Raw genomic sequence first — 25510 nt, forward strand, 5'->3', positions numbered from 1 at the left:
TTAGCCCGGCGTATGCCGGGTTTTTCAACTCTGAGGGAAATCCATGGATAGTGCAGTAAATCTCTGGCCATTACTGGGCATCGCCGCCATCGTCGTCGGCTTCCTGTTACGGTTCAATCCGGTGCTGGTGGTGATTGTCGCCGGGTTTGTGACCGGTCTGGCCGCGATGATGCCGCTGGCGGACATTCTGGAAAAGCTCGGGGCAGGTTTTCTCAACACCCGCAACCTGCCGCTGATCCTGCTGCTGCCGCTGGCGGTCATTGGCCTGCTGGAGCGTCACGGACTGAAAGAGCGGGCGCAGGCGTGGATTGCACAGATCAAAACGGCAACCGCCGGACGACTGCTGATCGTCTACCTGTTTGTGCGCGAAATCACCGCCGCGCTGGGGTTAACTAGTCTCGGCGGACATCCGCAGATGGTGCGTCCGTTGCTGGCACCGATGGCGGAAGGAGCAACTGAAAGCCGCTATGGCGAGATCTCACCTGAGCTGCGCCATCGGCTGCGCGCGATGTCAGCGGCGACCGATAATGTCGGCCTCTTCTTTGGTGAGGATATCTTCGTGGCGTTTGGCGCGATTATCTTTATGCACAACTTTATGCAGGAGTCAGCCGGGATTCAGACCGAACCGCTGCACATCGCCTTATGGGGTATTCCGACTGCCGTCGCCGCGTTCCTGATCCACTCGGCACGTCTGGTGCGGCTGGATCGGCAACTGGCGCGTGAGCTGCAGCAGCTGAACCGTCAGGCGCTGAAAGCCAAAGGAGGTGAGTAATGTTCCAGCAACAATATCTGATGTGGCTGGCGGGCATTATCCTGCTGGTGGTGGCGGTGCTTTCCTGGCGTGACAGCGCGAATCCACGTCGCTTTACCACCGGCCTGTTCTGGGCTTTGTATGGCCTGGTTTTTCTGGTCGGTGACTGGACGACGCAACTGATGAGCGCCTGGATGGGGTCAGATGCGGCGGGCACCCGTATGCTGCACATTGGCATCGGTGTCATTGTGGTGGTGATGGCGCTGATTGCCGGGTTTGGCGGTGTCAGGCTGGGTCGCTATCATCAGCGCAGCGATGAAGAGAAACAGGCCAGTGCGCTGCGTCTGCGCAATAAACTGTTTCTGCCTGCACTGTCGATTCCGGTCGTGACCGTGGTCGGTGTGCTGGCGTTTAACCATATTCCCGGTTTGCAGGATGCGGTGTTCGGCCCCGGTAACCACGCCACGCTGGTGACGCTGTTTTCAATGATGGTCGGCTGTGTGATTGGCTGGCTGGTGGCGTTAAAACTGACCCACGAGAAACCGGTGCAGTCGATGCAGGAGACCCGTCGCCTGCTGGATTCGATTGGCTGGGCCTTTATCCTGCCGCAGATCCTTGCCACCCTGGGGCTGCTGTTTACCAGCGCAGGCGTGGGCAGTGCGATTTCGCATCTGACAGAAACCTGGCTGGCGGTAGATAATCGCTTTGTCGCGGTCACCGTCTATGCCGTCGGGATGGCGCTGTTAACCATGATCATGGGTAATGCTTTTGCGGCGTTTCCGATAATCACCGCAGGCGTCGGCATCCCGATTCTGGTGTTGCAGCACGGCGGAAACCCGGCAGTGATGGCGGCAATTGGTATGTTCTCCGGCTACTGCGGTACGCTGATGACGCCGATGGCGGCCAACTTCAATATCGTCCCGGCGGCACTGCTGGAACTGCCCGATCGTAACGCGGTGATCAAGGCTCAGATTCCGACCGGTGTGCTACTGTTAATCGTTAATATTTTCCTGCTCTATTTCCTGATGTTCCTGTGAGGTTGCATGAAAACTGTCCTGATGACCGCCTTTGAACCTTTTGGCGGTGAAACGATTAACCCTTCATGGGAAGCGGTGCGCGCGCTGGAAGGCAAACAGATTAGCGGGGCGACGATAGTGATCCGCCAGTTGCCGGTGGTATTCAGCGACGTACTCAGGGTGCTGAATCAGGCGCTGGAAGAGGTGAAACCGGATGCGATTCTGTCGGTGGGGCAGGCGGGCGGGCGAAGCGACATTACCGTTGAACGTATTGGTATTAATGTCGATGACGCCCGTATCCCGGACAACGCCGGTCATCAGCCGGTGGATGAGCCCGTCGTAGCAGGTGGCCCGGCAGCCTATTTTTCCCGTCTGCCCATCAAAGCGATTGTGGCGGCGGTGCGGGAAGCGGGGATCCCTGCTTCAGTGTCGCAAACGGCGGGCACCTTTACCTGCAACCGCGTAATGTACGGCCTGCTGCACTGGCTTGAGCAGCATGACAGTCCGGTGCGGGGAGGTTTTATCCATATTCCTTATCTGCCAGAACAGGCAGCGCAGCATCCGGGCGCACCGAGCATGGCGCTGGCGTCCATTATTCAGGCGCTGGAAATTGCGGTAAAGGTCACGCTGGAGACCGGCGAGGATATCAGACAGGCTGGCGGCGCCACCCATTAAGAGGATGAACGATGCCTGAAGGACCGGAAATTCGTCGCGTGGCGGATAAACTTGAAGACGCCATTGTGGGTCAGCCCTTAACGGAAGCGTGGTTCGCGTTTCCTCAGCTCAAGACCTATGAACCGGCATTGATTGGTGAGCAGGTTCAGGCGATTGAGACGCGGGGAAAAGCGCTGCTGACTCATTTCAGCAATGGCCTGACGCTCTACAGTCATAACCAGCTGTATGGTGTCTGGCGCATTGTAAAACCTGACACCGAACTGAATTCCACCCGTCAGTTGCGGGTGCGACTGGCGACGGCGGGCAAAGCGATTCTGCTCTACAGCGCCTCAGATATTGAGCTGCTCAACGCAGATACGCTGGCGGCGCATCCGTTTCTTAATCGTATCGGGCCGGATGTGCTGAACAGTGCCCTGACAGTGGAAGAGGTGAAAGAGCGGCTGCTGTCACCCCGTTTCCGGCGGCGGCAGTTCAGTGGTCTGTTGCTGGATCAGGCTTTTCTGGCCGGGCTGGGAAACTACCTGCGTGCCGAAATTCTTTGGCTGGCACAGCTGCTGCCAAATCATCGGGCGCAGGATCTCAGTAACGATCAGCTGACTGCTTTCAGCGAAGCGCTGCTTTCAGTGCCGCGCCATGCCTATCGGATGCGTGGAACCATGAAGAAATATCATGAGGAAGCGGCGTTTCAGTTTGAGGTGTTTCATCGACAGGGCAAAAAATGCCGGCGCTGTGACACGGTGATTGAGAAGGGCACGCTCTCATCACGGCCTTTTTACTGGTGTCCGGGTTGTCAGAGATAGGGGCGACCGCATTGGCGAACAAAACAGGAAAAGGTTCTTACTGCAAACAGCTGACAAACTCGAATCCGGGTGACTCCAGCCGCTACGAAGAAGTCTGACGCGCAGGGAATACGGTCAGAGGAGGAAAGCGTCCCGCGCCATGGACAAAAACGCCGGGAGCGTTTTTGAACAATGCAACGCGTTGGCCCGGCAACGGGCGCACCTCAGGGATGAGGTGCGTAATCGCGCGGGCCGAGCGGCCATGGATGGTTTAAGCGACTTTCCGATCTGACCTTGTTCTCTGCGCAGGCGCGGTATCACAGCCAACCGCCCCCGGCTTTAAAGCAACATCAGGCGGAGATCCCTCTCCGCTATTAACTGAACCTTACTTTTTCAACTGTGAGCTGAATTCGCGCTCGGTATAACCGGTGTAGAGCTGACGTGGACGGGCAATCTTCATGCCTTCGTCATGCATCTCTTTCCAGTGTGCAATCCAGCCAACGGTACGGGCCATCGCGAAGATCACCGTAAACATGGAGGATGGAATACCCATCGCTTTCAGAATGATACCGGAGTAGAAGTCCACGTTTGGATAGAGTTTACGCTCGATGAAGTACGGGTCGTTCAGCGCAATGTGTTCCAGCTCCATCGCCACTTCCAGCAGGTCATCCTTCATACCCAGCTCATTCAGGACTTCATGGCAGGTATCGCGCATCACGGTCGCGCGTGGATCGTAGTTTTTGTAAACGCGGTGACCAAAGCCCATCAGACGGAATGAATCATTTTTGTCTTTGGCGCGTTTAACAAATTCCGGAATGTGCTCAACGGTGCTGATCTCTTCCAGCATACGCAGGGTCGCTTCGTTGGCACCGCCGTGCGCCGGTCCCCACAGGGAGGCGATCCCGGCGGCGATACAGGCAAACGGATTCGCGCCGCTTGAACCAGCGGTACGAACGGTAGAGGTTGAGGCGTTCTGCTCATGGTCAGCATGCAGGATCAGGATGCGGTCCATGGCGCGTTCCAGCACCGGATTCACTTTGTACTCTTCGCACGGCGTGGCAAACATCATGTGCAGGAAGTTACCCGCATAGGAGAGATCGTTGCGCGGATAGACAAACGGCTGGCCGATAGAATATTTGTAACACATCGCTGCCATCGTCGGCATTTTAGAAAGCAGACGGAACGCTGCGATTTCGCGGTGGCGCTCAATGTTTACATCCAGCGAATCGTGGTAAAACGCAGCCAGTGCACCAGTGACACCGCACATTACCGCCATCGGATGCGAATCGCGACGGAAGCCGTGGAACAGGCGGGTAATCTGCTCATGAATCATGGTGTGGCGGGTAACCGTGGTACGGAACTCATCAAACTGTTTCTGGTTTGGTGCTTCGCCGTTCAGCAGGATGTAGCAGACTTCCAGATAGTTAGAGTGGGTCGCCAGCTCAGAAATAGGGAAACCACGGTGCAGCAGGATACCTTCATCCCCATCGATAAAGGTGATTGCAGATTCGCAGGACGCGGTAGACGTAAAACCGGGATCGAAGGTGAACAGGCCACTTGAACCCAGAGTGCGGACATCAACGACATCCTGGCCCAGCGTACCTTTCAGCACGTCCAGTTCAATAGATGTTCCATCTTGCAGGGTTAGCGTTACTTTTTTATCTGTCATTTTCGTCTCCATAGCGCCTTATGTGGGTAAGGATCTTTAGACACCTGAAACGCGTTCATGTTGCGGTTGGCAAAACTACACAGTATCACTCTGCGGGGATAAAACGGGTGCAGGGTACAGAGTGAGCGGCGCGTTCCCAGCGGGAACCGGTGAGCCATGGACATGCTGCATATCGCGGTTGTTAAAGATCCGGTCAGGACATAACTTCTTGGTAACCAATAACCTGATGCTTTTTAATGCTCATTATCGCAATGTTACATAACTTGCGCTTAGGGGAAAGTGTATCCCCATAACTTTTGCGCATCATAGGAATTTACAGGCTTAGTTTGTAACTGAATTGTTGAACTATTGTCAAATCAGATAATTAAAATTGTATCAATTGTGAAAATCGTGAGTAGGATCACTGTTCCACCTAAAATATACCAAAGAGTTTGTAGGGGAATTGTAATCAGAATGTGATCCTCCTATACTCCAGGCAGGTCTCCGGAACACCCTGACACCAGGAGCCACCCAGCGTTTACTACCGCGTCAATTAACACTGGATGTTGCTTTTTTGGTGACGGTTAAAGTCTGCCACGCGTTGTGATTAGACTCCGCCTCAGGTCCGGAGGAAGCAAAATAAAAAAGAGCTGTGTGGGCAAAACCGTGAAAAAACAAAGACCTGTCAACTTGGATCTCTCGACGATCCGGTTTCCCGTTACTGCAATATCGTCCATTCTTCACCGCGTCTCCGGCGTAATCACATTGGTTGCCATTGGCATCCTGCTGTGGCTGCTCGGTCTCTCTCTCTCCTCTCCTGAAGGTTTCCAGCACGCTGCGTCCATCATGGATGGCTTCTTCGCGAAGTTCATTATGTGGGGCATCTTAACGGCGCTGGCCTATCACGCGGTGAGCGGGATTCGTCATATGTTGATGGATTTTGGTTATCTGGCCGAAACGCTGCAGGTTGGTAAGCGTTCCGCTCATATGACTTTTGTGATCACTGTCGTGCTGGCAATTCTGGCGGGAGTCCTCGTATGGTAAGCAATGCATCCGCATTGGGTCGCAACGGCATTCAGGACTGGCTGCTGCTGCGGGCAACTGCAATTCTCATTACGCTCTACATCGTCTACATCCTCGGTTTCGTGGTGATGACAGACACGCTGACTTATGACCTGTGGCGTGGCTTCTTCGCTTCCGCATTCACCAAAGTGTTCACGCTGCTGACGCTGTTCTCCATTCTGATCCACGGCTGGATTGGCATGTGGCAGGTGTTAACAGACTACGTTAAATCACTGCCAACCCGCTTGTTGTTGCAGTTTGTGATTGTCGTGGCGCTGTTGTGGTATGCGATTTATGGATTTGTTGTGGTGTGGGGTGTGTAAATGAGTTTGCCAATCAGAGAGTTCGATGCCGTGGTAATCGGCGCAGGTGGCGCAGGAATGCGAGCCGCACTGCAAATCTCCCAGGGCGGCCAGAGCTGTGCCCTGTTATCTAAAGTTTTCCCGACCCGTTCCCACACCGTATCTGCGCAGGGCGGTATTACCGTTGCGCTGGGTAATACCCATGAAGATAACTGGGAATGGCACATGTACGACACCGTCAAAGGTTCCGACTATATCGGTGACCAGGACGCGATTGAATATATGTGTAAAACCGGCCCGGAAGCGATTCTGGAACTGGAACACATGGGTTTACCTTTCTCGCGTCTGGAAGATGGTCGTGTCTATCAGCGTCCGTTTGGTGGCCAGTCAAAGAATTTCGGTGGCGAGCAGGCGGCGCGTACGGCGGCTGCGGCTGACCGTACCGGTCACGCATTGCTGCACACCCTTTATCAGCAGAACCTGAAAAACAAAACCACTATCTTCTCTGAGTGGTATGCACTGGATCTGGTGAAAAACGCCGATGGCGCAGTCGTGGGTTGTACCGCTATCTGCATCGAAACCGGCGAAACCGTTTATTTCAAAGCGAAAGCGACCATTCTGGCCACCGGCGGCGCGGGCCGTATCTATCAGTCCACCACCAATGCACACATCAACACCGGTGACGGCGTAGGTATGGCACTGCGTGCGGGCGTACCGGTGCAGGATATGGAGATGTGGCAGTTCCACCCAACCGGTATCGCCGGTGCGGGCGTGCTGGTCACCGAGGGCTGCCGTGGTGAAGGCGGCTATCTGCTGAACAAACATGGCGAACGCTTCATGGAGCGTTATGCGCCGAACGCCAAAGATCTGGCGGGCCGCGACGTGGTTGCGCGCTCGATGATGATTGAAATCCGTGAAGGTCGCGGCTGTGATGGCCCGTGGGGTCCACATCTCAAACTGAAACTGGATCATCTGGGTAAAGAGGTGCTTGAGTCACGTCTGCCTGGCATCCTTGAGCTGTCACGCACCTTTGCGCACGCCGATCCGATTAAAGAGCCGATTCCGGTCATTCCGACCTGCCACTACATGATGGGCGGTATTCCGACCAAAGTGACCGGCCAGGCACTGCGCGTCAATGAGCAGGGCGAAGATGTAGTGATTCCAGGCCTGTTCGCCGTCGGTGAAATCGCCTGCGTATCGGTGCATGGTGCCAACCGTCTGGGCGGTAACTCACTGCTCGACCTGGTGGTCTTTGGCCGTGCAGCGGGTCTGCATCTGCTGGCGAGTATTCAGGAGCAGGGCGACCTGCGTGATGCCACAGAAGATGAGATCGCCGGGGCGATGGCGCGTTTCAACCGCTGGGAAAATAACACCACGGGTGAAGATCCGGTTGAGATTCGTAAAGCGCTGCAACGCTGCATGCAGAATAACTTCTCGGTATTCCGTGAAGGCGAAGCGATGGCACAGGGTCTGGAAGAGCTGAAAGAGATTCGCCAGCGCCTGAAGTCAGCGCGTCTGGATGACCGCTCACCGGATTTCAACACCCAGCGTATTGAGTGCCTGGAGCTGGATAACCTGATGGAGACGGCCTTTGCCACGGCGGTAGCGGCTAACTATCGCACCGAAAGCCGCGGTGCGCACAGTCGCTTCGACTTCCCGGATCGTGATGATGAAAACTGGCTGTGCCACAGTCTTTATGTCCCGGAAACCGAAAGCATGACGCGCCGTGAGGTGAACATGCAGCCGAAACTGCGCGCGGCCTTCCCGCCGAAAGTGCGTACCTACTAATTTCGGAGACGATCATGAGACTCGAGTTTTCAATTTATCGCTACAATCCGGACGTCGATGACAAACCGCGCATGCAGGATTACACCCTGGAAGCGGAAGATGGTCGCGACATGATGCTGCTGGACGCGCTGATTCGCCTGAAAGAGAAAGATCCGACCCTGGCGTTTCGTCGCTCCTGTCGTGAAGGCGTCTGCGGTTCCGATGGCCTGAACATGAACGGTAAAAACGGACTGGCCTGCATTACGCCCGTCTCGGCGCTGGGCAACGGCAAACAGAAAATTGTTATCCGTCCGCTGCCAGGTTTACCGGTGGTGCGTGACCTGGTTGTAGACATGAGCCAGTTTTATGCACAGTATGAGAAAATTAAGCCTTTCCTGTTGAATAATGGGGAAAATCCGCCAGCTCGTGAACATCTGCAGTCGCCGGATGAGCGTGAACACCTGGATGGCCTGTACGAATGTATACTCTGTGCCTGCTGCTCAACCTCATGCCCATCATTCTGGTGGAATCCTGAGAAGTTCATCGGTCCTGCTGGCCTGCTGGCCGCTTACCGCTTCCTGATTGACAGCCGCGACACCGAAACCGAGGCGCGTCTCGACAATCTGAATGATGCTTTCAGCGTATTCCGCTGCCATAGCATCATGAACTGTGTGAGCGTATGTCCGAAAGGGCTGAACCCGACGCGCGCCATCGGCCATATCAAGTCGATGCTGCTGCAGCGCGGCGCATAAGCAGTTTCTGCCGGGAACCTCAGGTTCCCGGTGTTTTACGGAAGCCTCTGTAAGCGCGGTGATTACCACGTTTACAAAGGTTCCCTTACGGGCCACGCGCGCTGCGCAAAGTGCTCGTATCGCTGAACTCACTACGGCAAACCGCGAAAGCGGCAACAAATGAAACCTCAAAAAAGCATAGCAATGCTTAAGGGATCACAATGCAGAACAGCGCGATGAAGCCCTGGCTGGACTCTTCCTGGCTGGCCGGCGCGAATCAGTCTTACATAGAGCAGCTCTATGAGGATTTCCTGACCGATCCTGACTCTGTCGATGCAGTGTGGCGCTCGATGTTCCAGCAGTTACCGGGCACCGGAATGAAACCTGAGCAGTTTCACTCCACCACACGTGAGTACTTCCGTCGCCTGGCGAAAGACGCATCTCGTTACACCTCATCTGTCTCCGATCCTGAAACCAACTCCAAGCAAGTAAAAGTGCTGCAGCTGATTAACGCGTTTCGTTTCCGCGGTCATCAGCACGCCAATCTTGACCCGCTTGGTCTGTGGAAACAGGACCGGGTAGCCGATCTCGATCCCGCTTTTCACGATCTGACCGAGGCCGATTTTCAGGAAAGCTTTAACGTCGGCTCTTTTGCCATTGGCAAAGAGACCATGAAGCTGGCCGAACTGTTCGAGGCGCTGACTCAGACTTACTGCGGCTCGATCGGTGCAGAATATATGCACATCAACAACACTGATGAGAAACGCTGGATTCAGCAGCGTCTTGAGTCCGTCGCGGGCCGTGCAGCCTTCAGCAATGAAGAGAAAAAAGGTTTCCTGAAAGAGCTGACCGCGGCCGAAGGGCTGGAAAAATATCTCGGAGCGAAATTCCCGGGTGCCAAACGCTTCTCGCTGGAAGGCGGCGATGCACTGGTTCCGATGCTGCGCGAAATGATCCGTCATGCCGGTAAGAGCGGAACCCGTGAAGTCGTACTGGGTATGGCGCACCGTGGTCGTCTCAACGTGCTGATCAACGTGCTGGGTAAAAAGCCACAGGATCTGTTCGACGAGTTCGCCGGTAAGCACAAAGAGCATCTGGGCACCGGTGACGTGAAGTACCACATGGGCTTCTCGTCTGACGTGGAAACCGAAGGCGGTCTGGTTCACCTGGCGCTGGCGTTTAACCCGTCGCACCTGGAGATCGTCAGCCCGGTAGTCATGGGTTCAGTACGTGCCCGTCTGGATCGTCTGGATGAGCCAGCCAGCAATAAAGTCTTACCGATCACCATTCATGGTGATGCGGCCGTGATTGGCCAGGGCGTGGTTCAGGAAACTCTGAACATGTCACAGGCGCGCGGTTATGAAGTGGGCGGTACCGTTCGCATCGTCATCAACAACCAGGTTGGCTTCACCACCTCCAACCCGAAAGATGCGCGTTCGACCCCTTACTGCACCGATATCGGCAAAATGGTGCTGGCACCGATTTTCCACGTCAATGCTGACGATCCGGAAGCGGTCGCGTTTGTGACCCGTCTGGCGCTCGACTATCGCAACACCTTTAAGCGTGATGTGTTTATCGATCTGGTCTGCTATCGCCGTCATGGTCACAACGAGGCGGATGAGCCAAGTGCGACCCAGCCGCTGATGTACCAGAAAATCAAAAAACACCCGACGCCGCGTAAAATCTATGCCGACCGTCTGGAAGGTGAAGCCATTGCCACGCAGGAAGATGCGACCGAAATGGTCAATCTCTACCGTGATGCGCTGGATGCGGGTGAGTGTGTGGTGCCGGAATGGCGTCCAATGAGCCTGCACTCCTTTACCTGGTCACCTTACCTGAATCATGAGTGGGATGAACCTTACCCGGCTCAGGTCGACATGAAACGTCTGAAGGAACTGGCGCTGCGTATCAGCCAGGTGCCTGAAGAGGTGGAAGTGCAGTCGCGTGTTGCCAAGATTTACAACGACCGTCGCCTGATGGCTGAAGGCGAGAAAGCCTTTGACTGGGGCGGCGCGGAAAACCTGGCATACGCCACGCTGGTTGATGAAGGCATTCCGGTGCGTCTGTCGGGTGAAGATACCGGTCGCGGAACCTTCTTCCATCGTCACGCGGTAGTCCATAACCAGGCGAACGGCTCAACCTATACCCCTCTGCACCACGTGCACAGCGGACAGGGTCAGTTCAAAGTGTGGGACTCCGTGCTGTCAGAAGAGGCGGTACTGGCCTTTGAATATGGTTATGCCACCGCAGAGCCGCGCATCCTGACCATCTGGGAAGCGCAGTTTGGTGACTTCGCCAACGGCGCACAGGTTGTTATCGACCAGTTCATCAGCTCCGGTGAGCAGAAATGGGGCCGGATGTGTGGCCTGGTGATGCTGCTGCCGCACGGTTATGAAGGTCAGGGGCCAGAGCACTCCTCTGCGCGCCTGGAACGTTATCTGCAACTCTGCGCTGAGCAGAACATGCAGGTCTGCGTGCCGTCTACCCCTGCGCAGGTTTACCATATGCTGCGTCGTCAGGCGCTGCGCGGTATGCGCCGTCCGCTGATTGTGATGTCGCCGAAATCACTGCTGCGTCATCCGCTGGCGATCTCCACGCTGGATGAACTGGCTAACGGCAGCTTCCAGCCTGCGATTGGCGAAGTCGATGATCTGGATCCGCAGGGCGTGAAACGCGTCGTGCTGTGCTCCGGTAAAGTCTATTACGACCTGCTGGAGCAGCGTCGTAAAAATGAGCAGACCGATGTGGCTATCGTGCGCATCGAGCAGCTCTATCCGTTCCCGCATCACGCGGTACAGGAAGCATTAAAAGCGTATGCTCACGTGCAGGATTTTGTCTGGTGTCAGGAAGAGCCACTGAATCAGGGCGCCTGGTATTGCAGCCAGCATCATTTCCGTGAAGTTGTGCCGTTTGGTGCCACTTTACGTTATGCAGGCCGCCCGGCATCCGCCTCACCGGCCGTGGGATACATGTCCGTACACCAACAACAGCAGCAAGACCTGGTTAATGACGCGCTGAACGTTAATTAATTAAAAGGAAAGATAATGAGTAGCGTAGATATTCTCGTTCCCGACCTGCCTGAATCGGTTGCCGATGCCTCCGTGGCAACCTGGCATAAAAAACCAGGCGATGCAGTCACTCGCGATGAAGTGCTGGTCGAAATCGAAACTGACAAAGTTGTACTGGAAGTGCCAGCCTCTGCGGACGGTATCCTGGAAGCCGTTCTGGAAGAAGAGGGCGCCACCGTCACTTCCCGCCAGATCCTGGGTCGTCTGAAAGAGGGCAACAGCGCCGGTAAAGAGAGCAGCGCGAAGTCTGAAAGCAAAGAGTCTACCCCGGCTCAGCGTCAGACTGCGTCACTGGAAGAAGAGAGCAACGATGCGCTCAGCCCGGCTATCCGCCGTCTGATTGCAGAGCACAATCTTGATGCCTCGCAGATCAAAGGCAGCGGTGTCGGCGGTCGTCTGACCCGTGAAGATGTTGAAAAACATCTGGCCAACAAACCGCAGGCTGCCAAAGCCGCTGCGCCAGCTGCTGATGCGGCCGCCGTGCAGCAGCCAGTGGCTAACCGCAGCGAAAAACGCGTGCCGATGACCCGTCTGCGTAAGCGTGTTGCCGAGCGTCTGCTGGAAGCGAAGAACAGCACCGCGATGCTGACCACCTTCAACGAAATCAACATGAAGCCCATCATGGATCTGCGTAAGCAGTATGGTGAGGCCTTCGAGAAGCGTCACGGTGTACGTCTGGGCTTTATGTCCTTCTACATCAAAGCGGTTGTTGAGGCGCTGAAACGCTATCCGGAAGTGAATGCTTCCATCGATGGTGAAGATGTGGTTTACCACAACTACTTTGACGTCAGCATTGCGGTCTCTACGCCACGTGGTCTGGTTACACCCGTCCTGCGTGACGTGGATGCGCTGAGCATGGCGGACATCGAGAAGAAAATCAAAGAGCTGGCAGTGAAAGGCCGTGACGGCAAGCTGACAGTCGACGATCTGACCGGCGGTAACTTTACCATTACCAACGGCGGCGTCTTTGGTTCACTGATGTCCACCCCGATCATCAACCCACCGCAGAGCGCCATCCTGGGCATGCACGCCATCAAAGATCGCCCGATGGCGGTCAATGGTCAGGTTGTGGTGCTGCCGATGATGTATCTGGCGCTCTCCTACGACCACCGTCTGATCGATGGCCGTGAATCAGTTGGTTATCTGGTTGCAGTGAAAGAGATGCTGGAAGATCCGGCGCGCCTGCTGCTGGATGTCTGATTTTCACCGGGCGCGCCTTGCCGCGCGCCCAACCTCATTACTCTTTTCAGACCTGAATGGATAGAACATCATGAACTTACACGAATACCAGGCGAAACAACTGTTTGCACGGTATGGCATGCCGGCACCAACGGGTTACGCCTGTACTACACCACGTGAAGCGGAAGAAGCGGCCTCTAAAATTGGCGCAGGCCCGTGGGTAGTTAAATGTCAGGTTCATGCCGGTGGCCGCGGTAAAGCGGGCGGTGTGAAAGTGGTTAACAGCAAAGAAGAGATTCGCGCTTTTGCTGAAAACTGGCTGGGCAAACGCCTGGTTACCTATCAGACAGACGCAAACGGCCAGCCGGTAAACCAGATTCTGGTTGAAGCGGCGACCGATATCGATCAGGAGCTCTATCTGGGCGCTGTGGTCGATCGCGCAACGCGTCGCGTAATTTTCATGGCCTCCACTGAAGGCGGCGTGGAAATTGAAAAAGTGGCGGAAGAGACCCCGCACCTGATCCACAAAATGGCGCTGGATCCACTGACTGGCCCGCAGCCTTATCAGGGCCGTGAGCTGGCGTTCAAACTTGGCCTGACCGGCAAGCTGGTTGGCCAGTTCACCAAGATCTTCATGGGTCTGGCGACACTGTTCCTGGAGCGCGATCTGGCGATGGTTGAGATCAACCCGCTGGTGATCACCAAACAGGGCGACCTGATCTGCCTGGATGGCAAACTGGGTGCCGATGGCAATGCCCTGTTCCGTCAGCCAGAGCTGCGCGAAATGCGCGATCCAAGCCAGGAAGATCCACGTGAAGCCCATGCGACACAGTGGGAACTGAACTATGTTGCGCTGGAAGGCAACATCGGTTGTATGGTTAACGGCGCAGGTCTGGCGATGGGCACCATGGACATCGTTAAACACCACGGCGGTCAACCGGCCAACTTCCTTGATGTCGGCGGCGGCGCAACCAAAGAGCGCGTGACCGAAGCCTTCAAAATCATCCTGTCTGACGATGCGGTTAAAGCCGTATTCGTTAACATCTTCGGCGGCATCGTACGCTGCGACCTGATTGCCGACGGCATCATCGGCGCAGTCGCTGAAGTGGGTGTGAACGTGCCAGTTGTGGTACGTCTGGAAGGTAACAACGCCGAGCTGGGCGCCCAGAAACTGGCGGACAGCGGTCTGAACATCATTGCAGCAACCAGCCTGACAGACGCCGCACAGCGTGTTGTTGCTGCCGCGGAGGGTAAATAATGTCCATTCTGATCGACAAAAACACCAAAGTCATTTGCCAGGGTTTCACCGGTGGCCAGGGGACTTTCCATTCTGAGCAGGCGCTGGCATACGGCACCCAACTGGTTGGCGGCGTGACGCCAGGCAAAGGTGGCACGACCCATCTCGGCCTGCCTGTGTTCAACACCGTTCGCGAAGCGGTAGAAGCAACAGGCGCGACCGCCACTGTGATCTACGTTCCGGCTCCTTTCTGTAAAGATGGCATCCTGGAAGCGATCGACGCGGGCATCAAACTGATCATCACCATCACCGAAGGCATCCCGACCCTGGATATGCTGACCGTGAAAGTGAAGCTGGATGAAGCAGGCGTGCGGATGATCGGTCCAAACTGCCCAGGCGTTATCACCCCAGGCGAATGTAAAATCGGCATCATGCCGGGCCACATTCACCAGCCGGGCCGCGTCGGTATCGTGTCACGTTCAGGCACCCTGACCTATGAAGCGGTTAAGCAGACCACGGATATCGGCTACGGCCAGTCAACCTGCGTTGGCATCGGTGGTGACCCGATCCCAGGCTCTAACTTCATCGACATCCTGAAAATGTTCCAGGATGATCCACAGACTGAAGTTATCGTGATGATCGGTGAGATCGGCGGTAGCGCAGAAGAAGAAGCTGCAGCCTTCATTAAAGAGCACGTGACCAAGCCGGTTGTGGGCTACATTGCTGGCGTCACCGCGCCGAAAGGCAAGCGTATGGGCCATGCTGGCGCCATCATTGCCGGTGGTAAAGGTACAGCAGATGAGAAATTTGCTGCGCTGGAAGCGGCAGGCGTGAAAACCGTCCGCAGCCTGGCGGATATCGGTGACGCAGTTAAAGCCGTATTACCTGCTAAATAAGTCAGCGTCATCTGAGACTAAGCCACCTTCGGGTGGCTTTTTTTATGCCTGTAAATGAGAGCTATAACGCAGGAAGCTAAAGAGAAGAGTGAGCGATTAAATAACCGGCCCGCGGCTCATCACGTTAAGGAAAAGTGTCAAAGGTAAATTATTTCTTCGCGCTTTATTTCATTACTGACATCTCATTAACAAGAAACCTACCTGACCCTATCTGGAAACTTATTGCGTTAATCCAGATCAATTAATCGCGACTTATATCCAACTATATCTCTGGCAAAGCGCAACGCTAAGGGCGTAAATTGCGCTGCATCAATCCAGCCTTTTACACAAATTTTCAAACGTCTGCTCAACCCGGGATTACACCCGCTTTCCTCCTGTTAAAGCACGCGTTAATGAAAGCGCTGATTGACAATTTTCTGAGCTGCTTCATTTGCTACTCGCCTGTTCGGGCAGCTCACAGACCTGTTCTGCGGGTAATAAAAAACTGGAATCAATAAACAGTCGTTGCTGACTCTGATTGCGTTCGATCTGTTCGCGCGCGTGACGGAGACAAAGCGAGGAGCAAGGAGTCCTTATGTTAGATATCGTCGAGCTGTCGCGGTTACAGTTTGCCTTAACGGCGATGTACCATTTTCTGTTCGTCCCTTTAACGCTGGGTATGGCGTTTTTGCTGGCGATCATGGAAACGGTATATGTCCTGAGCGGCAAACAAATCTATAAAGATATGACGAAGTTCTGGGGCAAGTTATTTGGTATTAACTTTGCGCTGGGTGTCGCCACCGGCCTGACCATGGAATTTCAGTTCGGGACTAACTGGTCATATTACTCTCACTACGTCGGCGATATCTTCGGCGCGCCGCTCGCCATCGAAGGTCTGATGGCGTTCTTCCTGGAATCCACCTTTGTTGGCCTGTTCTTTTTTGGCTGGGATCGCCTGGGCAAAGTGCAGCACCTTGCCGTCACCTGGCTGGTGGCGCTGGGCTCAAACATGTCGGCGCTGTGGATTCTGGTGGCTAACGGCTGGATGCAGAATCCGATCGCCTCTGAGTTCAACTTCGAAACCATGCGCATGGAGATGGTCAGCTTCTCAGAGCTGGTGCTGAACCCGGTCGCGCAGGTGAAATTCGTTCACACCGTGGCAGCCGGTTACACCACCGGTGCAATGTTTATTATGGGCATCAGCGCCTGGTACATGCTGAAAGGTCGTGACTTCGCCTTTGCTAAACGCTCGTTCGCTATCGCGGCCAGCTTTGGCATGGCGGCGGTGCTGTCAGTCATCGTTCTGGGCGATGAGTCAGGTTACGAAATGGGTGACGTGCAGAAAACCAAACTGGCCGCTATCGAAGCGGAGTGGGAAACCCAGCCGGCACCGGCCTCGTTTACCCTGTTTGGCCTGCCCGATCAGGCCACTCAGGAGAACCGATACGCAGTACAGATCCCCTGGCTGCTGGGCCTGATCGCCACCCGATCTACCGATACGCCGGTCACCGGCCTGAAAGATCTGATGGCACAGCATGAAGTGCGCATCCGCAACGGCATGAAAGCCTATGCCCTGCTGAATGAGCTGCGCGGTGGCAGCCAGGATCCGGCGGTGCGTGACGCGTTCAACAGTCATAAACAGGATCTCGGCTACGGTCTGCTGCTGAAGCGTTATACCGACAACGTGGCTGATGCGACCGAAGCGCAGATTAAACAGGCGACGCAGGACTCTATCCCGCGTGTCGCCCCGCTCTATTTCGCCTTCCGCATCATGGTGCTGTGTGGCGTACTGCTGCTGGGCATTATCGCGCTGGCATTCTGGAGCGTACTGCGTAACCGCATCGGTAAAAATCGCTGGTTACTGAAAGCGGCGCTGTTTGGTATTCCGCTGCCGTGGATCGCTATCGAATCAGGCTGGTTTGTGGCGGAGTATGGTCGTCAGCCCTGGGCTATCGGTGAAGTTCTGCCGACTGCGGTAGCCAACTCCTCCCTGACCGTTGGCGATCTGCTGTTCTCCATGATCCTGATCTGCGGACTCTACACAATGTTCCTGGTGGCTGAGATGTACCTGATGTTCAAATTCGCCCGCCTTGGGCCGAGCAGCCTGAAAACCGGGCGTTATCATCATGAGCAGATCACGGCAATCACCCAGCCGGTACAGGGATAAGGAGAGCGACTATGTTTGATTATGAAGTTCTGCGCTTTGTCTGGTGGCTGTTGATTGGCGTACTGCTGATTGGTTTTGCCGTCGCAGATGGTTTTGATATGGGTGTCGGGATGCTGACACGCATTCTGGGCCGGAATGATACTGAACGTCGCATCATGATTAACAGTATCGCTCCACACTGGGACGGTAACCAGGTCTGGCTGATCACCGCAGGTGGCGCGCTGTTTGCCGCCTGGCCGATGGTTTACGCGGCAGCCTTCTCTGGCTTCTACGTGGCGATGATTCTGGTGCTCGCGTCGCTGTTCTTCCGTCCGGTTGGCTTCGATTACCGTTCGAAGATTGAAGACAATCGCTGGCGCGGTGCCTGGGACTGGGGGATTTTTATTGGCAGCTTCGTGCCGCCGCTGGTGATTGGCGTGGCGTTTGGCAACCTGTTACAGGGCGTGCCGTTCCATGCCGATGAGTATCTGCGCCTGTTCTATACCGGTAACTTCTTCCAACTGCTGAATCCGTTTGGGCTGCTGGCGGGTGTGGTCAGTGTGGCGATGATTCTGGCGCAGGGTGCAACCTATCTGCAGATGCGCACTACCGGCGAACTGCATCTGCGTTCGCGCACCGCAGCACAACTTGCCGCCCTGGTGATGATGGTCTGCTTTATCCTGGCGGGCGTCTGGGTGAAATATGGTATCGATGGTTATGTGGTGACCAGCACTATGGATCACTTCGCCGCCTCTAACCCACTGGGCAAAACCGTGGTGCGCGAAGCGGGTGCCTGGATGGTCAACTTCCAGAACCACCCTGTGTTGTGGCTGTTCCCGCTGCTGGGCGCTGTGCTGCCGCTGCTGACCATACTCTGCTCGCGGGTTGAGAAGGGCGCCTGGGCGTTCCTGTTCTCCTCACTGACGCTGGCCTGCGTCATCATGACAGCCGGTATTGCAATGTTCCCGTTCATCATGCCATCCAGCACGGTGCCGGGTGTGAGCCTGACCATGTGGGACGCAACGTCCAGCCTGCTGACGCTGCAAACCATGACCGTTGCCGCCGCTATCTTTGTGCCGATCATTCTGGCCTACACCACCTGGTGCTACTGGAAGATGTTTGGTCGTATCACCAAAGAGCATATTGAAAGCAACAGTCACTCACTCTATTAATTAAGGAGACGTCGCATGTGGTATTTTGCCTGGATTCTCGGCACGTTGCTGGCCTGTGCCTTTGGTATCGTGACCGCGCTGGCGATTGAGCACATTGAAGCGCAGGATGAGCCTCACTGATGCGAACGCTAATTCGGATGCTGTATGATCTGATGGATAAGGGCCCGTTACGGGCCCTTTCACTGCTGCTGGCGCTGCTGACCGCAGGCGGCGTGATGTGGGATCCGACACGCTTTGCCAGTCAGGCAGGCCAGTTACCGGCTCTGCAGGGGCTGGTGCTGATCTGGGCGGTCTGCAGTGGGGTGATCCACGGTGTGGGCTTCCGGCCACAGCAAACCCGATGGCAGGCGCTGTTTGCCCCGTTACCCGCCATGCTGGTGCTATTTATTGCGCTTTACCGTTTTTATCTTTAAGACCCCGCCTCATCGGCGCTGTCAGTGAATTTTTGTCAGCGTCTGGTCAATTAATCTCCCTGAAATCGTTCCGTTTGTTACGGAGCGATAATTATTTTCGCCTGGCTCTGACGAGCCATTCCCAACCCCAATTCTCTTGCGTATAGTAACAACGTTTAAAACGAGGCCGGGATGTAGAGTGAGTACAACGCTGTTTCGCTGGCCGGTTCGGGTCTACTACGAAGATACTGATGCCGGTGGTGTGGTTTATCACGCCAGCTATATCGCTTTTTATGAACGAGCACGTACTGAAATGTTGCGACAGCACCATTTTAATCAGCAGACGCTGTTAGAACAGCAGATAGCTTTTGTGGTACGGCGTATATCGGTGGACTATCTGGCGGCGGCGCGTCTTGATGACCTTCTGGAGATCCAGAGCGAGGTCACATCAATGACACGGGCTACCATGACGTTCACTCAGCGTATCGTGAATACTGAAGGCAAAGTGCTCAATGAGGCAGAAGTCCTGATTGCCTGCATTAACCCACATCTAATGAAGCCGATTGCGCTTCCCAAGTCTATTGTCGCGGAGTTCAAGCAGTGACTGACATGAACATTCTTGATTTGTTCCTGAAGGCGAGCCTTCTGGTCAAACTTATCATGTTGATTTTGATCGGCTTTTCTATTGCCTCCTGGGCCATCATTATTCAGCGCACACGTATTCTGAATGCGGCGGGAAGAGAAGCGGAGGCGTTTGAAGACAAATTCTGGTCCGGCATCGAACTCTCGCGCCTCTATCAGGAGAGCCAGGAGCGCCGGGAAGAACTGGGTGGTTCGGAGCAGATTTTCTATTCCGGCTTTAAAGAGTTTGCCCGCCTGCATCGCGCCAACAGCCATGCGCCGGAAGCGGTCATTGATGGTGCGAGCCGTGCGATGCGCATCTCGATGAACCGTGAGCTGGAAGCGCTGGAAAACCACATTCCATTCCTCGGCACCGTCGGTTCTATCAGCCCTTATATCGGACTGTTCGGCACCGTCTGGGGGATCATGCACGCCTTTATCGCACTGGGTGCCGTGAAGCAGGCAACCCTGCAGATGGTTGCACCGGGTATCGCTGAAGCGTTGATTGCGACCGCTATCGGTCTGTTTGCCGCGATTCCGGCGGTGATGGCGTACAACCGTCTGAACCAGCGCGTGAACAAACTGGAGCAGGGCTACGACAACTTCATGGAAGAGTTCACTGCCATTCTGCATCGCCAGGCTTTCTCCAGCGATAGCGCTAAGTAAATAGAGGTTAATGATGGCCAGAGTACGTGGTCGCAAACGCCGCGACCTGAAGTCGGAAATCAACATCGTTCCGCTACTGGACGTCCTGTTGGTGCTGTTGCTGATCTTCATGGCAACGGCGCCCATTATTACCCAGAGCGTGGAAGTGGATCTGCCTGATGCGACCGATTCGAAAACCGTTGCCAGCGATGATAATCCGCCGGTGATTGTCGAAGTGGCGGGCGTGGGTCAGTACAGCCTGGTCGTGGATCACGATCGTATGGATCAACTTCCGCCAGAGCAGGTAATCAGCGAAGCGCAGCGTCGACTGGAAGCGAATCCTAAGACGGTCTTTTTGATCGGGGGCGCGAAAGAGGTGCCTTACGATGAAATTATTAAAGCGCTCAACCTGCTGCACCAGGCGGGTGTTAAATCTGTCGGTTTGATGACGCAGCCGATTTAAAATCGAACCGTTTTTTGGGAACCGAGTGTGTCGAAGGCAACCGAGCAAAACGAGAAGTTAAAGCGCGCGATAATCATTTCGGTGATTCTGCATATCGTGCTGATCGCGCTGCTGATTTGGAGCTCGTTTAATGAGCACATTGACGCCAGCAGTGCGGGTGGCGGAGGCAGTGATATTGATGCAGTGATGGTCGATCCCGGTGCCGTCGTGAGTCAATACAATCGTCAGCAGAACCAGCAAAGTGACAGCCAGCGGGCTGAGCAGCAGCGTAAAAAGCAGGCGCAGCAGCAGGCTGAAGAGCTGCAACAGAAACAGGCTGCTGAACAGCAGCGTCTGAAAGCGCTGGAAAAAGAGCGTTTAGCCGCGCAGGAAACCGCGAAAGAAGAGGCAAAACAGCAGGCTGAGCAGCAGAAGGCTGCCGAAGACGCTGCTAAGCAGGCGCAGGAGCAGCAAAAAACGGCGGAAGCGGCGGCTGCCAAAGCCAAAGCGGATGCAAAAGCTCAGGCAGATGCGCAGGCAAAAGCCGCGGCTGAGCAGGCGAAACAGGCCGCAGCCGAAGCAAAGAAGCAGGCTGATCAGCAGGCGAAAGCCGCCGCTGCCGCTGCTGCAAAAGAGAAAGCCGTTGCGGAAGCGAAGGCGAAATCTGAAGCAGATGCGAAAGCCGCGGCTGAGGCCAAAGTGAAAGCGGCGGCGGATGCCAAAGCCAAAGCGGCTGAAGAGGCTAAACAAAAAGCAGCTGAGGCCAAAGAAAAAGCCGCAGAGGCGGCGAAAGAGAAAGCCGCAGAAGCAGCAAAAGAGAAAGCGGAAGCGGCTAAAGAGGCCGCCAAAGAGAAGGCGGAAGCTGCCGCCAAAGCGAAAGCCGATGCCGCGGCGAAAGCCAAAGCCGATGCTGCCGCTAAGGCCAAAGCGGATGCTAAAGCGAAAGCCGCCGCCGATGCTGCCAACGACAGCGATGTCGATGATTTGCTGGGTGGACTTGCTTCCGGTAAAAATGCACCGAAAAGCGGCACCTCTGGTGGCGCAGCAGGGCAGGGAAACCAGAAGAAAGCGGGTGCATCAGGCGCGGAAATCAACTCCTACATGGGTCAGGTTGTGAGTGCGATTCAGAGCCGATTCTATGATGCGGATCTGTATCGCGGAAAAACCTGTGATTTGCGGATTAAACTTGCGCCTGATGGCTTGTTGATTGATGTTAAGTCAGAGGGTGGCGATCCCGCGCTCTGTCAGGCCGCGATTGCTGCCGCAAAACAGGCACGTATTCCGAAGCCGCCTTCGCAGGCGGTCTACGAAGTGTTTAAAAACGCCCCAATGCGTTTTAAACCGCAATAATGCAGTAACGGGCGGCAAGTTGATCTATGTTTAGCGTGCCGTACTTAAGTTGTACTCGTGGTTTCCAGGAACAGTGCCAATTATCGTGGACTGAGGTTCAGATAAGGGAGATAAAATGAAGCAAGCTCTTCGCGTTACGTTAGGCTTTTTTATCCTGCTGTGGGCAGCCATGCTGCATGCAGAAGTTCGAATTGAGATAACCCAGGGTGTCAACACTGCGCGCCCGATTGGCGTGGTGCCGTTTAAATGGGCCGGTGCTGGCGCAGCGCCGGAAGATATCGGCGGCATCGTTGCAGCTGACCTGCGCAACAGTGGCAAATTTAATCCACTGGATCGCTCGCGTCTGCCACAGCAGCCTGCCAGCGCGCAGGAAGTTCAGCCTGCCGCGTGGAGTGCACTCGGCATTGATGCCGTGGTCGTCGGTCAGGTCGCGTCTAACCCGGATGGCAGCTATCAGGTTTCGTACCAGCTGGTCGACACCGGCGGTGCTCCCGGTACCGTGCTGGCACAAAACAGTTATAAAGTGACGAAGCAGTGGCTGCGTTATGCCGCTCACACGGCCAGTGACGAAACGTTCCTGAAGCTGACCGGCATCAAGGGCGCTTTCCGTACCCGTATCGCCTATGTGGTGCAGACCAACGGCGGCCAGTTCCCGTATGAGCTGCGCGTTGCTGACTACGATGGTTACAACCAGTTTGTCGTGCATCGTTCACCACAGCCGCTGATGTCGCCAGCCTGGTCTCCGGATGGCAGCAAAGTCGCTTACGTGACCTTTGAAAGCGGCAAATCTGCGCTGGTGGTACAGACGCTGTCGAACGGTGCTATCCGTCAGATCGCCTCCTATCCACGTCACAACGGTGCCCCAGCGTTCTCGCCGGATGGCTCTAAACTGGCGTTTGCGCTCTCTAAAACCGGCAGCCTGAACCTCTATGTGATGGATCTGGCCTCAGGTCAGACGCGTCAGATTACCGATGGTCGCTATAACAGCACCGAACCGACCTGGTTCCCGGACAGCCAGACGCTGGCTTACACCTCCGATCAGGCTGGTGCTCCACAAATCTACAAAGTCGGACTTAACGGTGGCGCGCCACAACGTATTACCTGGGAAGGCGGTCAGAACCAGGATGCGGATGTCGCAACAGATGGTAAGTCAATGGTGATGATTAGCACCAACGGTGGTGCTCAACACGTCGCCAAACAGGATCTGGAAACGGGAGCCGTTCAAACGTTAACGGACACGTTCCTGGATGAAACGCCGAGCCTGGCACCCAATGGCACAATGGTAATCTACAGCTCTACTCAGGGTATGGGTTCCGTGTTGCAGTTGGTTTCTACCGACGGCCGTTTCAAAGCGCGTCTTCCGGCAACTGATGGACAGGTAAAATTTCCTGCCTGGTCGCCGTATCTGTAATGTCTGACAGTTCAGACATCACAAACAATAAACAATAATGGGATTTTGAAATGCAACTGAACAAAGTGCTGAAGGGTTTGATGCTGGCTCTGCCGGTTCTGGCAGTAGCGGCTTGTAGCTCACACAAGAACAACAACAATGACCAGACTGGCATGGGCGCTGATGGCGGCGCTTACGGTGCAAATTCTGGCATGAACGGCAACGGCGGCAACATGTCTTCTGACGAGCAGGCTCGTCTGCAGATGCAGCAGCTGCAGCAGAACAACATCGTGTACTTCGGCCTGGACAAGTATGACGTTCAGTCTGATTACGCACAGATGCTGGATCAGCATGCAACCTTCCTGCGCAGCAACCCGTCATACAAAGTGACCATCGAAGGTCATGCGGATGAGCGCGGTACGCCGGAATACAACATCGCCCTGGGCGAACGTCGTGCTAACGCGGTTAAAATGTACCTGCAGGGCAAAGGCGTGTCGGCTGATCAGATGTCTATCGTATCTTACGGTAAAGAGAAGCCAGCTGTTCTGGGTCATGACGAAGCAGCGTATTCTAAAAACCGTCGTGCCGTTCTGGTCTACTAAGAGAATCACATGGTTAGTAACTTCAGACATCACCTGTTGAGTCTGTCGTTACTGATTGGCGTAGCGGCCCCCTGGGCCGCTAATGCCCAAGCGTCAATCAGTAGCGTTGGCTCCGGCTCGGTCGAAGACCGTGTCACCACTCTTGAACGAATTTCTAATGCCCAGGCACAGCTGATGCAGCAATTGCAGCAGCAGATGAGCGATAACCAGCGTGATATCGACGCGCTGCGTGGGCAAATCCAGCAAAACACCTATCAGTTGAATCAGGTGGTTGAGCGGCAGAAGCAGCTTTACCAGCAGATTGACAGCCTGAGCAGTGCCAGCACCAGCGGCGGTCAGCAGGCAGCGGGCAGTAATGCGGCAGCGGATACCGGCGCAGCAGCAACCGCAGGCGCGGCAGCATCAACGGATAGCGCACCTGCGCAGACCGGTGACGCTAACAGCGATTACAATGCGGCTGTGGCGCTGATTCTGGAGAAGAAACAGTATGATCAGGCGATCAGCGCGCTCCAGGCGTGGGTAAAACGTTACCCGGATTCGACCTATCAGCCGAACGCCAATTACTGGCTGGGACAGCTGAACTATAACAAAGGCAAAAAGGACGACGCGGCTTACTATTACGCCACGGTAGTGAAAAACTATCCGAAGTCGCCGAAAGCTGCAGAAGCGTTGTTGAAAGTGGGCGTCATCATGCAGGAGAAAAAAGACACAGCGAAAGCTAAAGCGGTCTTCCAGCAGGTGATCAAACTTTATCCAGACACCGAATCTGCTAAGCAGGCGCAAAAACGTCTGACAAGTCTGTAATCTGTACGGTTCAGGCCAGATATCGTGTGATTTCTGGTCTTGCCGTATGAAAGGTAAGCAACTGAAGCATTTAGCAGAAATAAGAGTTGCGCTACCCCGCTAAATCAGTAATATATGCCGCCGTTGCCGGGACACATTGCAAAGTGTCTGGTAAGCCTGAAGATGGGTCGTTAGCTCAGTTGGTAGAGCAGTTGACTTTTAATCAATTGGTCGCAGGTTCGAATCCTGCACGACCCACCATCTTCCTCAGACGCGCTTTTACCGCGCAGTTTTAAGAAGAACACTTCAGCATTGCTTCACAACCTAAGATGGGTCGTTAGCTCAGTTGGTAGAGCAGTTGACTTTTAATCAATTGGTCGCAGGTTCGAATCCTGCACGACCCACCATCTTATCTCAGCCGCCTGGCGTGTTGAACGGTTGTAAGCCCCCAGCGGGTCGTTAGCTCAGTTGGTAGAGCAGTTGACTTTTAATCAATTGGTCGCAGGTTCGAATCCTGCACGACCCACCAATTAAGAAAAAAGCGCCCTCAGGGCGCTTTTTTTGTTTCTGCGGCACGGCGTTCCCCGTGCAGGGTGAGAACCTGCAGCAGGTTCGACTGAATCGCCAGGCGATTCACGCTGATGCGACAGCATCACCCGAAGGGCGAGGCCCCGGATGGGCCGAGGCAATCCTGCACGACCCACCAATTAAGAAAAAAGCGCCCTCAGGGCGCTTTTTTTGTTTCTGCGGTATCTGAAAACTTTTTCAAAGCAAAACGTCATTGGTTTTTGAAGTTGTGAGCAAACTCCGGCCCGTTCCGCTGTGAGATCGAGCCTGCGCAGAGAACAGGGTCAGATCGGAAAGACGCTAAAGCCAA

The 25510-nt window shown here is 55.0% G+C and carries 24 protein-coding genes, 3 tRNA genes and 1 other RNA gene; 27 read left to right on the forward strand and 1 reads right to left on the reverse strand.

The genetic code is table 11. From position 1 onward, the window contains the following. Positions 1–43 precede the first annotated feature (43 nt). Genes HFD95_RS04795 through nei form a run of 4 tightly spaced genes read left to right on the forward strand, consistent with a single transcriptional unit; the run spans position 44 to position 3242 of the window. Complete coding sequence (locus HFD95_RS04795; protein WP_010671295.1) at positions 44–772, forward strand: DUF969 domain-containing protein; 729 nt, start codon at positions 44–46, stop codon at positions 770–772. Continuing rightward, complete coding sequence (locus HFD95_RS04800; protein ID WP_031592206.1) at positions 772–1788, forward strand: DUF979 domain-containing protein; 1017 nt, start codon at positions 772–774, stop codon at positions 1786–1788. Before HFD95_RS04795 ends, HFD95_RS04800 begins: the two co-directional genes overlap by 1 nt. A 6-nt stretch (positions 1789–1794) precedes the next feature. Beyond that, positions 1795–2442 (forward strand): pyroglutamyl-peptidase I, encoded by a 648-nt coding sequence (gene pcp, locus HFD95_RS04805; RefSeq protein ID WP_010671296.1) that lies wholly within the window; start codon positions 1795–1797, stop codon positions 2440–2442. An 11-nt stretch (positions 2443–2453) separates the two neighbouring features. After that, the gene (nei, locus tag HFD95_RS04810) at positions 2454–3242 is read left to right on the forward strand and encodes an endonuclease VIII (protein ID WP_111533520.1); all 789 of its coding nucleotides are present in this window, start codon (positions 2454–2456) and stop codon (positions 3240–3242) included. 364 nt (positions 3243–3606) lie between these two features. Here nei and HFD95_RS04815 read toward each other — a convergent pair whose 3' ends face one another. Further along, positions 3607–4890 carry a citrate synthase gene (locus tag HFD95_RS04815; protein ID WP_010260725.1) on the reverse strand — a complete coding sequence of 428 codons (1284 nt, stop codon included), beginning with the start codon at positions 4888–4890 and terminating at the stop codon, positions 3607–3609. Between the two features lie 633 nt (positions 4891–5523). Between HFD95_RS04815 and sdhC the strand changes: the two genes are divergently transcribed. The 23 genes from sdhC to HFD95_RS04930 all read left to right on the forward strand — a co-directional run bounded on the left by sdhC (position 5524) and on the right by HFD95_RS04930 (position 25339). Further along, entirely contained in the window at positions 5524–5913 is a 390-nt protein-coding gene (gene sdhC / locus HFD95_RS04820) for a succinate dehydrogenase cytochrome b556 subunit (RefSeq protein ID WP_029519433.1), read from the forward strand. Continuing rightward, a complete protein-coding gene (gene sdhD, locus HFD95_RS04825; RefSeq protein WP_009091417.1) occupies positions 5907–6254 on the forward strand; it encodes a succinate dehydrogenase membrane anchor subunit in 348 nt (115 codons plus the stop codon). Before sdhC ends, sdhD begins: the two co-directional genes overlap by 7 nt. Continuing rightward, positions 6255–8021 (forward strand): succinate dehydrogenase flavoprotein subunit, encoded by a 1767-nt coding sequence (gene sdhA / locus HFD95_RS04830; protein WP_022626042.1) that lies wholly within the window; start codon positions 6255–6257, stop codon positions 8019–8021. A gap of 14 nt (positions 8022–8035) precedes the next feature. Beyond that, positions 8036–8752, forward strand: a complete 717-nt coding sequence (locus HFD95_RS04835; protein WP_010260736.1) for a succinate dehydrogenase iron-sulfur subunit — start codon at positions 8036–8038, stop codon at positions 8750–8752. 200 nt (positions 8753–8952) lie between these two features. After that, on the forward strand, positions 8953–11760 hold the full coding sequence (gene sucA / locus HFD95_RS04840; protein WP_010260738.1) for a 2-oxoglutarate dehydrogenase E1 component: 2808 nt from the start codon (positions 8953–8955) through the stop codon (positions 11758–11760). Positions 11761–11775: 15 nt separating this feature from the next. After that, positions 11776–12999 carry a 2-oxoglutarate dehydrogenase complex dihydrolipoyllysine-residue succinyltransferase gene (gene odhB, locus HFD95_RS04845; RefSeq protein ID WP_167429905.1) on the forward strand — a complete coding sequence of 408 codons (1224 nt, stop codon included), beginning with the start codon at positions 11776–11778 and terminating at the stop codon, positions 12997–12999. 70 nt (positions 13000–13069) lie between these two features. Beyond that, positions 13070–14236 carry an ADP-forming succinate--CoA ligase subunit beta gene (sucC, locus tag HFD95_RS04850; protein ID WP_003853151.1) on the forward strand — a complete coding sequence of 389 codons (1167 nt, stop codon included), beginning with the start codon at positions 13070–13072 and terminating at the stop codon, positions 14234–14236. Next, complete coding sequence (gene sucD, locus HFD95_RS04855; RefSeq protein WP_010260744.1) at positions 14236–15111, forward strand: succinate--CoA ligase subunit alpha; 876 nt, start codon at positions 14236–14238, stop codon at positions 15109–15111. The genes sucC and sucD overlap by 1 nt, the downstream gene beginning before the upstream one ends. A gap of 574 nt (positions 15112–15685) precedes the next feature. Beyond that, the gene (cydA, locus tag HFD95_RS04860) at positions 15686–17257 is read left to right on the forward strand and encodes a cytochrome ubiquinol oxidase subunit I (RefSeq protein WP_010260749.1); all 1572 of its coding nucleotides are present in this window, start codon (positions 15686–15688) and stop codon (positions 17255–17257) included. An 11-nt stretch (positions 17258–17268) separates the two neighbouring features. Then, positions 17269–18408: a cytochrome d ubiquinol oxidase subunit II gene (gene cydB / locus HFD95_RS04865; RefSeq protein WP_010260752.1), complete on the forward strand. Its 1140-nt coding sequence runs from the start codon at positions 17269–17271 to the stop codon at positions 18406–18408. Between the two features lie 15 nt (positions 18409–18423). Continuing rightward, positions 18424–18528, forward strand: a complete 105-nt coding sequence (cydX, locus tag HFD95_RS04870; protein ID WP_010260755.1) for a cytochrome bd-I oxidase subunit CydX — start codon at positions 18424–18426, stop codon at positions 18526–18528. Continuing rightward, entirely contained in the window at positions 18528–18821 is a 294-nt protein-coding gene (ybgE, locus tag HFD95_RS04875; RefSeq protein ID WP_010260756.1) for a cyd operon protein YbgE, read from the forward strand. Before cydX ends, ybgE begins: the two co-directional genes overlap by 1 nt. A gap of 178 nt (positions 18822–18999) precedes the next feature. After that, positions 19000–19404, forward strand: a complete 405-nt coding sequence (gene ybgC / locus HFD95_RS04880; RefSeq protein ID WP_010260759.1) for a tol-pal system-associated acyl-CoA thioesterase — start codon at positions 19000–19002, stop codon at positions 19402–19404. Next, on the forward strand, positions 19401–20087 hold the full coding sequence (gene tolQ, locus HFD95_RS04885) for a Tol-Pal system protein TolQ (protein WP_010260762.1): 687 nt from the start codon (positions 19401–19403) through the stop codon (positions 20085–20087). The genes ybgC and tolQ overlap by 4 nt, the downstream gene beginning before the upstream one ends. A 13-nt stretch (positions 20088–20100) precedes the next feature. Beyond that, positions 20101–20529, forward strand: coding sequence for a colicin uptake protein TolR (gene tolR, locus HFD95_RS04890; RefSeq protein WP_010260764.1), 429 nt, complete (start codon positions 20101–20103; stop codon positions 20527–20529). 27 nt (positions 20530–20556) lie between these two features. Further along, positions 20557–21858 (forward strand): cell envelope integrity protein TolA, encoded by a 1302-nt coding sequence (gene tolA / locus HFD95_RS04895; RefSeq protein ID WP_022626037.1) that lies wholly within the window; start codon positions 20557–20559, stop codon positions 21856–21858. Positions 21859–21973: 115 nt separating this feature from the next. Beyond that, positions 21974–23269 carry a Tol-Pal system beta propeller repeat protein TolB gene (tolB, locus tag HFD95_RS04900; RefSeq protein WP_010260769.1) on the forward strand — a complete coding sequence of 432 codons (1296 nt, stop codon included), beginning with the start codon at positions 21974–21976 and terminating at the stop codon, positions 23267–23269. 50 nt (positions 23270–23319) lie between these two features. Beyond that, a complete protein-coding gene (gene pal / locus HFD95_RS04905; RefSeq protein WP_010260771.1) occupies positions 23320–23850 on the forward strand; it encodes a peptidoglycan-associated lipoprotein Pal in 531 nt (176 codons plus the stop codon). 9 nt (positions 23851–23859) lie between these two features. Continuing rightward, positions 23860–24654: a cell division protein CpoB gene (gene cpoB, locus HFD95_RS04910; protein WP_010260773.1), complete on the forward strand. Its 795-nt coding sequence runs from the start codon at positions 23860–23862 to the stop codon at positions 24652–24654. 164 nt (positions 24655–24818) lie between these two features. Continuing rightward, positions 24819–24894: transfer RNA gene (locus HFD95_RS04915), tRNA-Lys, on the forward strand. A gap of 70 nt (positions 24895–24964) precedes the next feature. Further along, positions 24965–25040: transfer RNA gene (locus HFD95_RS04920), tRNA-Lys, on the forward strand. A 46-nt stretch (positions 25041–25086) separates the two neighbouring features. Further along, a tRNA-Lys gene (locus HFD95_RS04925) sits at positions 25087–25162 on the forward strand. Positions 25163–25205: 43 nt separating this feature from the next. Beyond that, a non-coding RNA gene (locus HFD95_RS04930) (RtT sRNA) lies at positions 25206–25339 on the forward strand. Positions 25340–25510: the final 171 nt, after the last annotated feature.

It is taken from the genome of Pantoea sp. EKM10T (assembly GCF_011800685.1).
Taxonomy (GTDB): Bacteria; Pseudomonadota; Gammaproteobacteria; order Enterobacterales; family Enterobacteriaceae; genus Pantoea; species Pantoea agglomerans.

What these genes read in the sequence shown, in the direction of transcription:
- tolB (WP_010260769.1), top strand. Translation starts at nt 21,974, where the DNA reads ATGAAGCAAGCTCTTCGCGTTACGTTAGGCTTTTTTATCCTGCTGTGG.
- cydA (WP_010260749.1), top strand. Translation starts at nt 15,686, where the DNA reads ATGTTAGATATCGTCGAGCTGTCGCGGTTACAGTTTGCCTTAACGGCG.
- sucA (WP_010260738.1), top strand. Translation starts at nt 8,953, where the DNA reads ATGCAGAACAGCGCGATGAAGCCCTGGCTGGACTCTTCCTGGCTGGCC.
- ybgE (WP_010260756.1), top strand. Translation starts at nt 18,528, where the DNA reads ATGCGAACGCTAATTCGGATGCTGTATGATCTGATGGATAAGGGCCCG.
- HFD95_RS04815 (WP_010260725.1), bottom strand. Translation starts at nt 4,890, where the DNA reads ATGACAGATAAAAAAGTAACGCTAACCCTGCAAGATGGAACATCTATT.
- sucC (WP_003853151.1), top strand. Translation starts at nt 13,070, where the DNA reads ATGAACTTACACGAATACCAGGCGAAACAACTGTTTGCACGGTATGGC.
- cydX (WP_010260755.1), top strand. Translation starts at nt 18,424, where the DNA reads ATGTGGTATTTTGCCTGGATTCTCGGCACGTTGCTGGCCTGTGCCTTT.
- sucD (WP_010260744.1), top strand. Translation starts at nt 14,236, where the DNA reads ATGTCCATTCTGATCGACAAAAACACCAAAGTCATTTGCCAGGGTTTC.
- HFD95_RS04835 (WP_010260736.1), top strand. Translation starts at nt 8,036, where the DNA reads ATGAGACTCGAGTTTTCAATTTATCGCTACAATCCGGACGTCGATGAC.
- odhB (WP_167429905.1), top strand. Translation starts at nt 11,776, where the DNA reads ATGAGTAGCGTAGATATTCTCGTTCCCGACCTGCCTGAATCGGTTGCC.
- cydB (WP_010260752.1), top strand. Translation starts at nt 17,269, where the DNA reads ATGTTTGATTATGAAGTTCTGCGCTTTGTCTGGTGGCTGTTGATTGGC.
- sdhD (WP_009091417.1), top strand. Translation starts at nt 5,907, where the DNA reads ATGGTAAGCAATGCATCCGCATTGGGTCGCAACGGCATTCAGGACTGG.
- pal (WP_010260771.1), top strand. Translation starts at nt 23,320, where the DNA reads ATGCAACTGAACAAAGTGCTGAAGGGTTTGATGCTGGCTCTGCCGGTT.
- cpoB (WP_010260773.1), top strand. Translation starts at nt 23,860, where the DNA reads ATGGTTAGTAACTTCAGACATCACCTGTTGAGTCTGTCGTTACTGATT.
- sdhA (WP_022626042.1), top strand. Translation starts at nt 6,255, where the DNA reads ATGAGTTTGCCAATCAGAGAGTTCGATGCCGTGGTAATCGGCGCAGGT.
- HFD95_RS04800 (WP_031592206.1), top strand. Translation starts at nt 772, where the DNA reads ATGTTCCAGCAACAATATCTGATGTGGCTGGCGGGCATTATCCTGCTG.
- HFD95_RS04795 (WP_010671295.1), top strand. Translation starts at nt 44, where the DNA reads ATGGATAGTGCAGTAAATCTCTGGCCATTACTGGGCATCGCCGCCATC.
- nei (WP_111533520.1), top strand. Translation starts at nt 2,454, where the DNA reads ATGCCTGAAGGACCGGAAATTCGTCGCGTGGCGGATAAACTTGAAGAC.
- tolR (WP_010260764.1), top strand. Translation starts at nt 20,101, where the DNA reads ATGGCCAGAGTACGTGGTCGCAAACGCCGCGACCTGAAGTCGGAAATC.
- pcp (WP_010671296.1), top strand. Translation starts at nt 1,795, where the DNA reads ATGAAAACTGTCCTGATGACCGCCTTTGAACCTTTTGGCGGTGAAACG.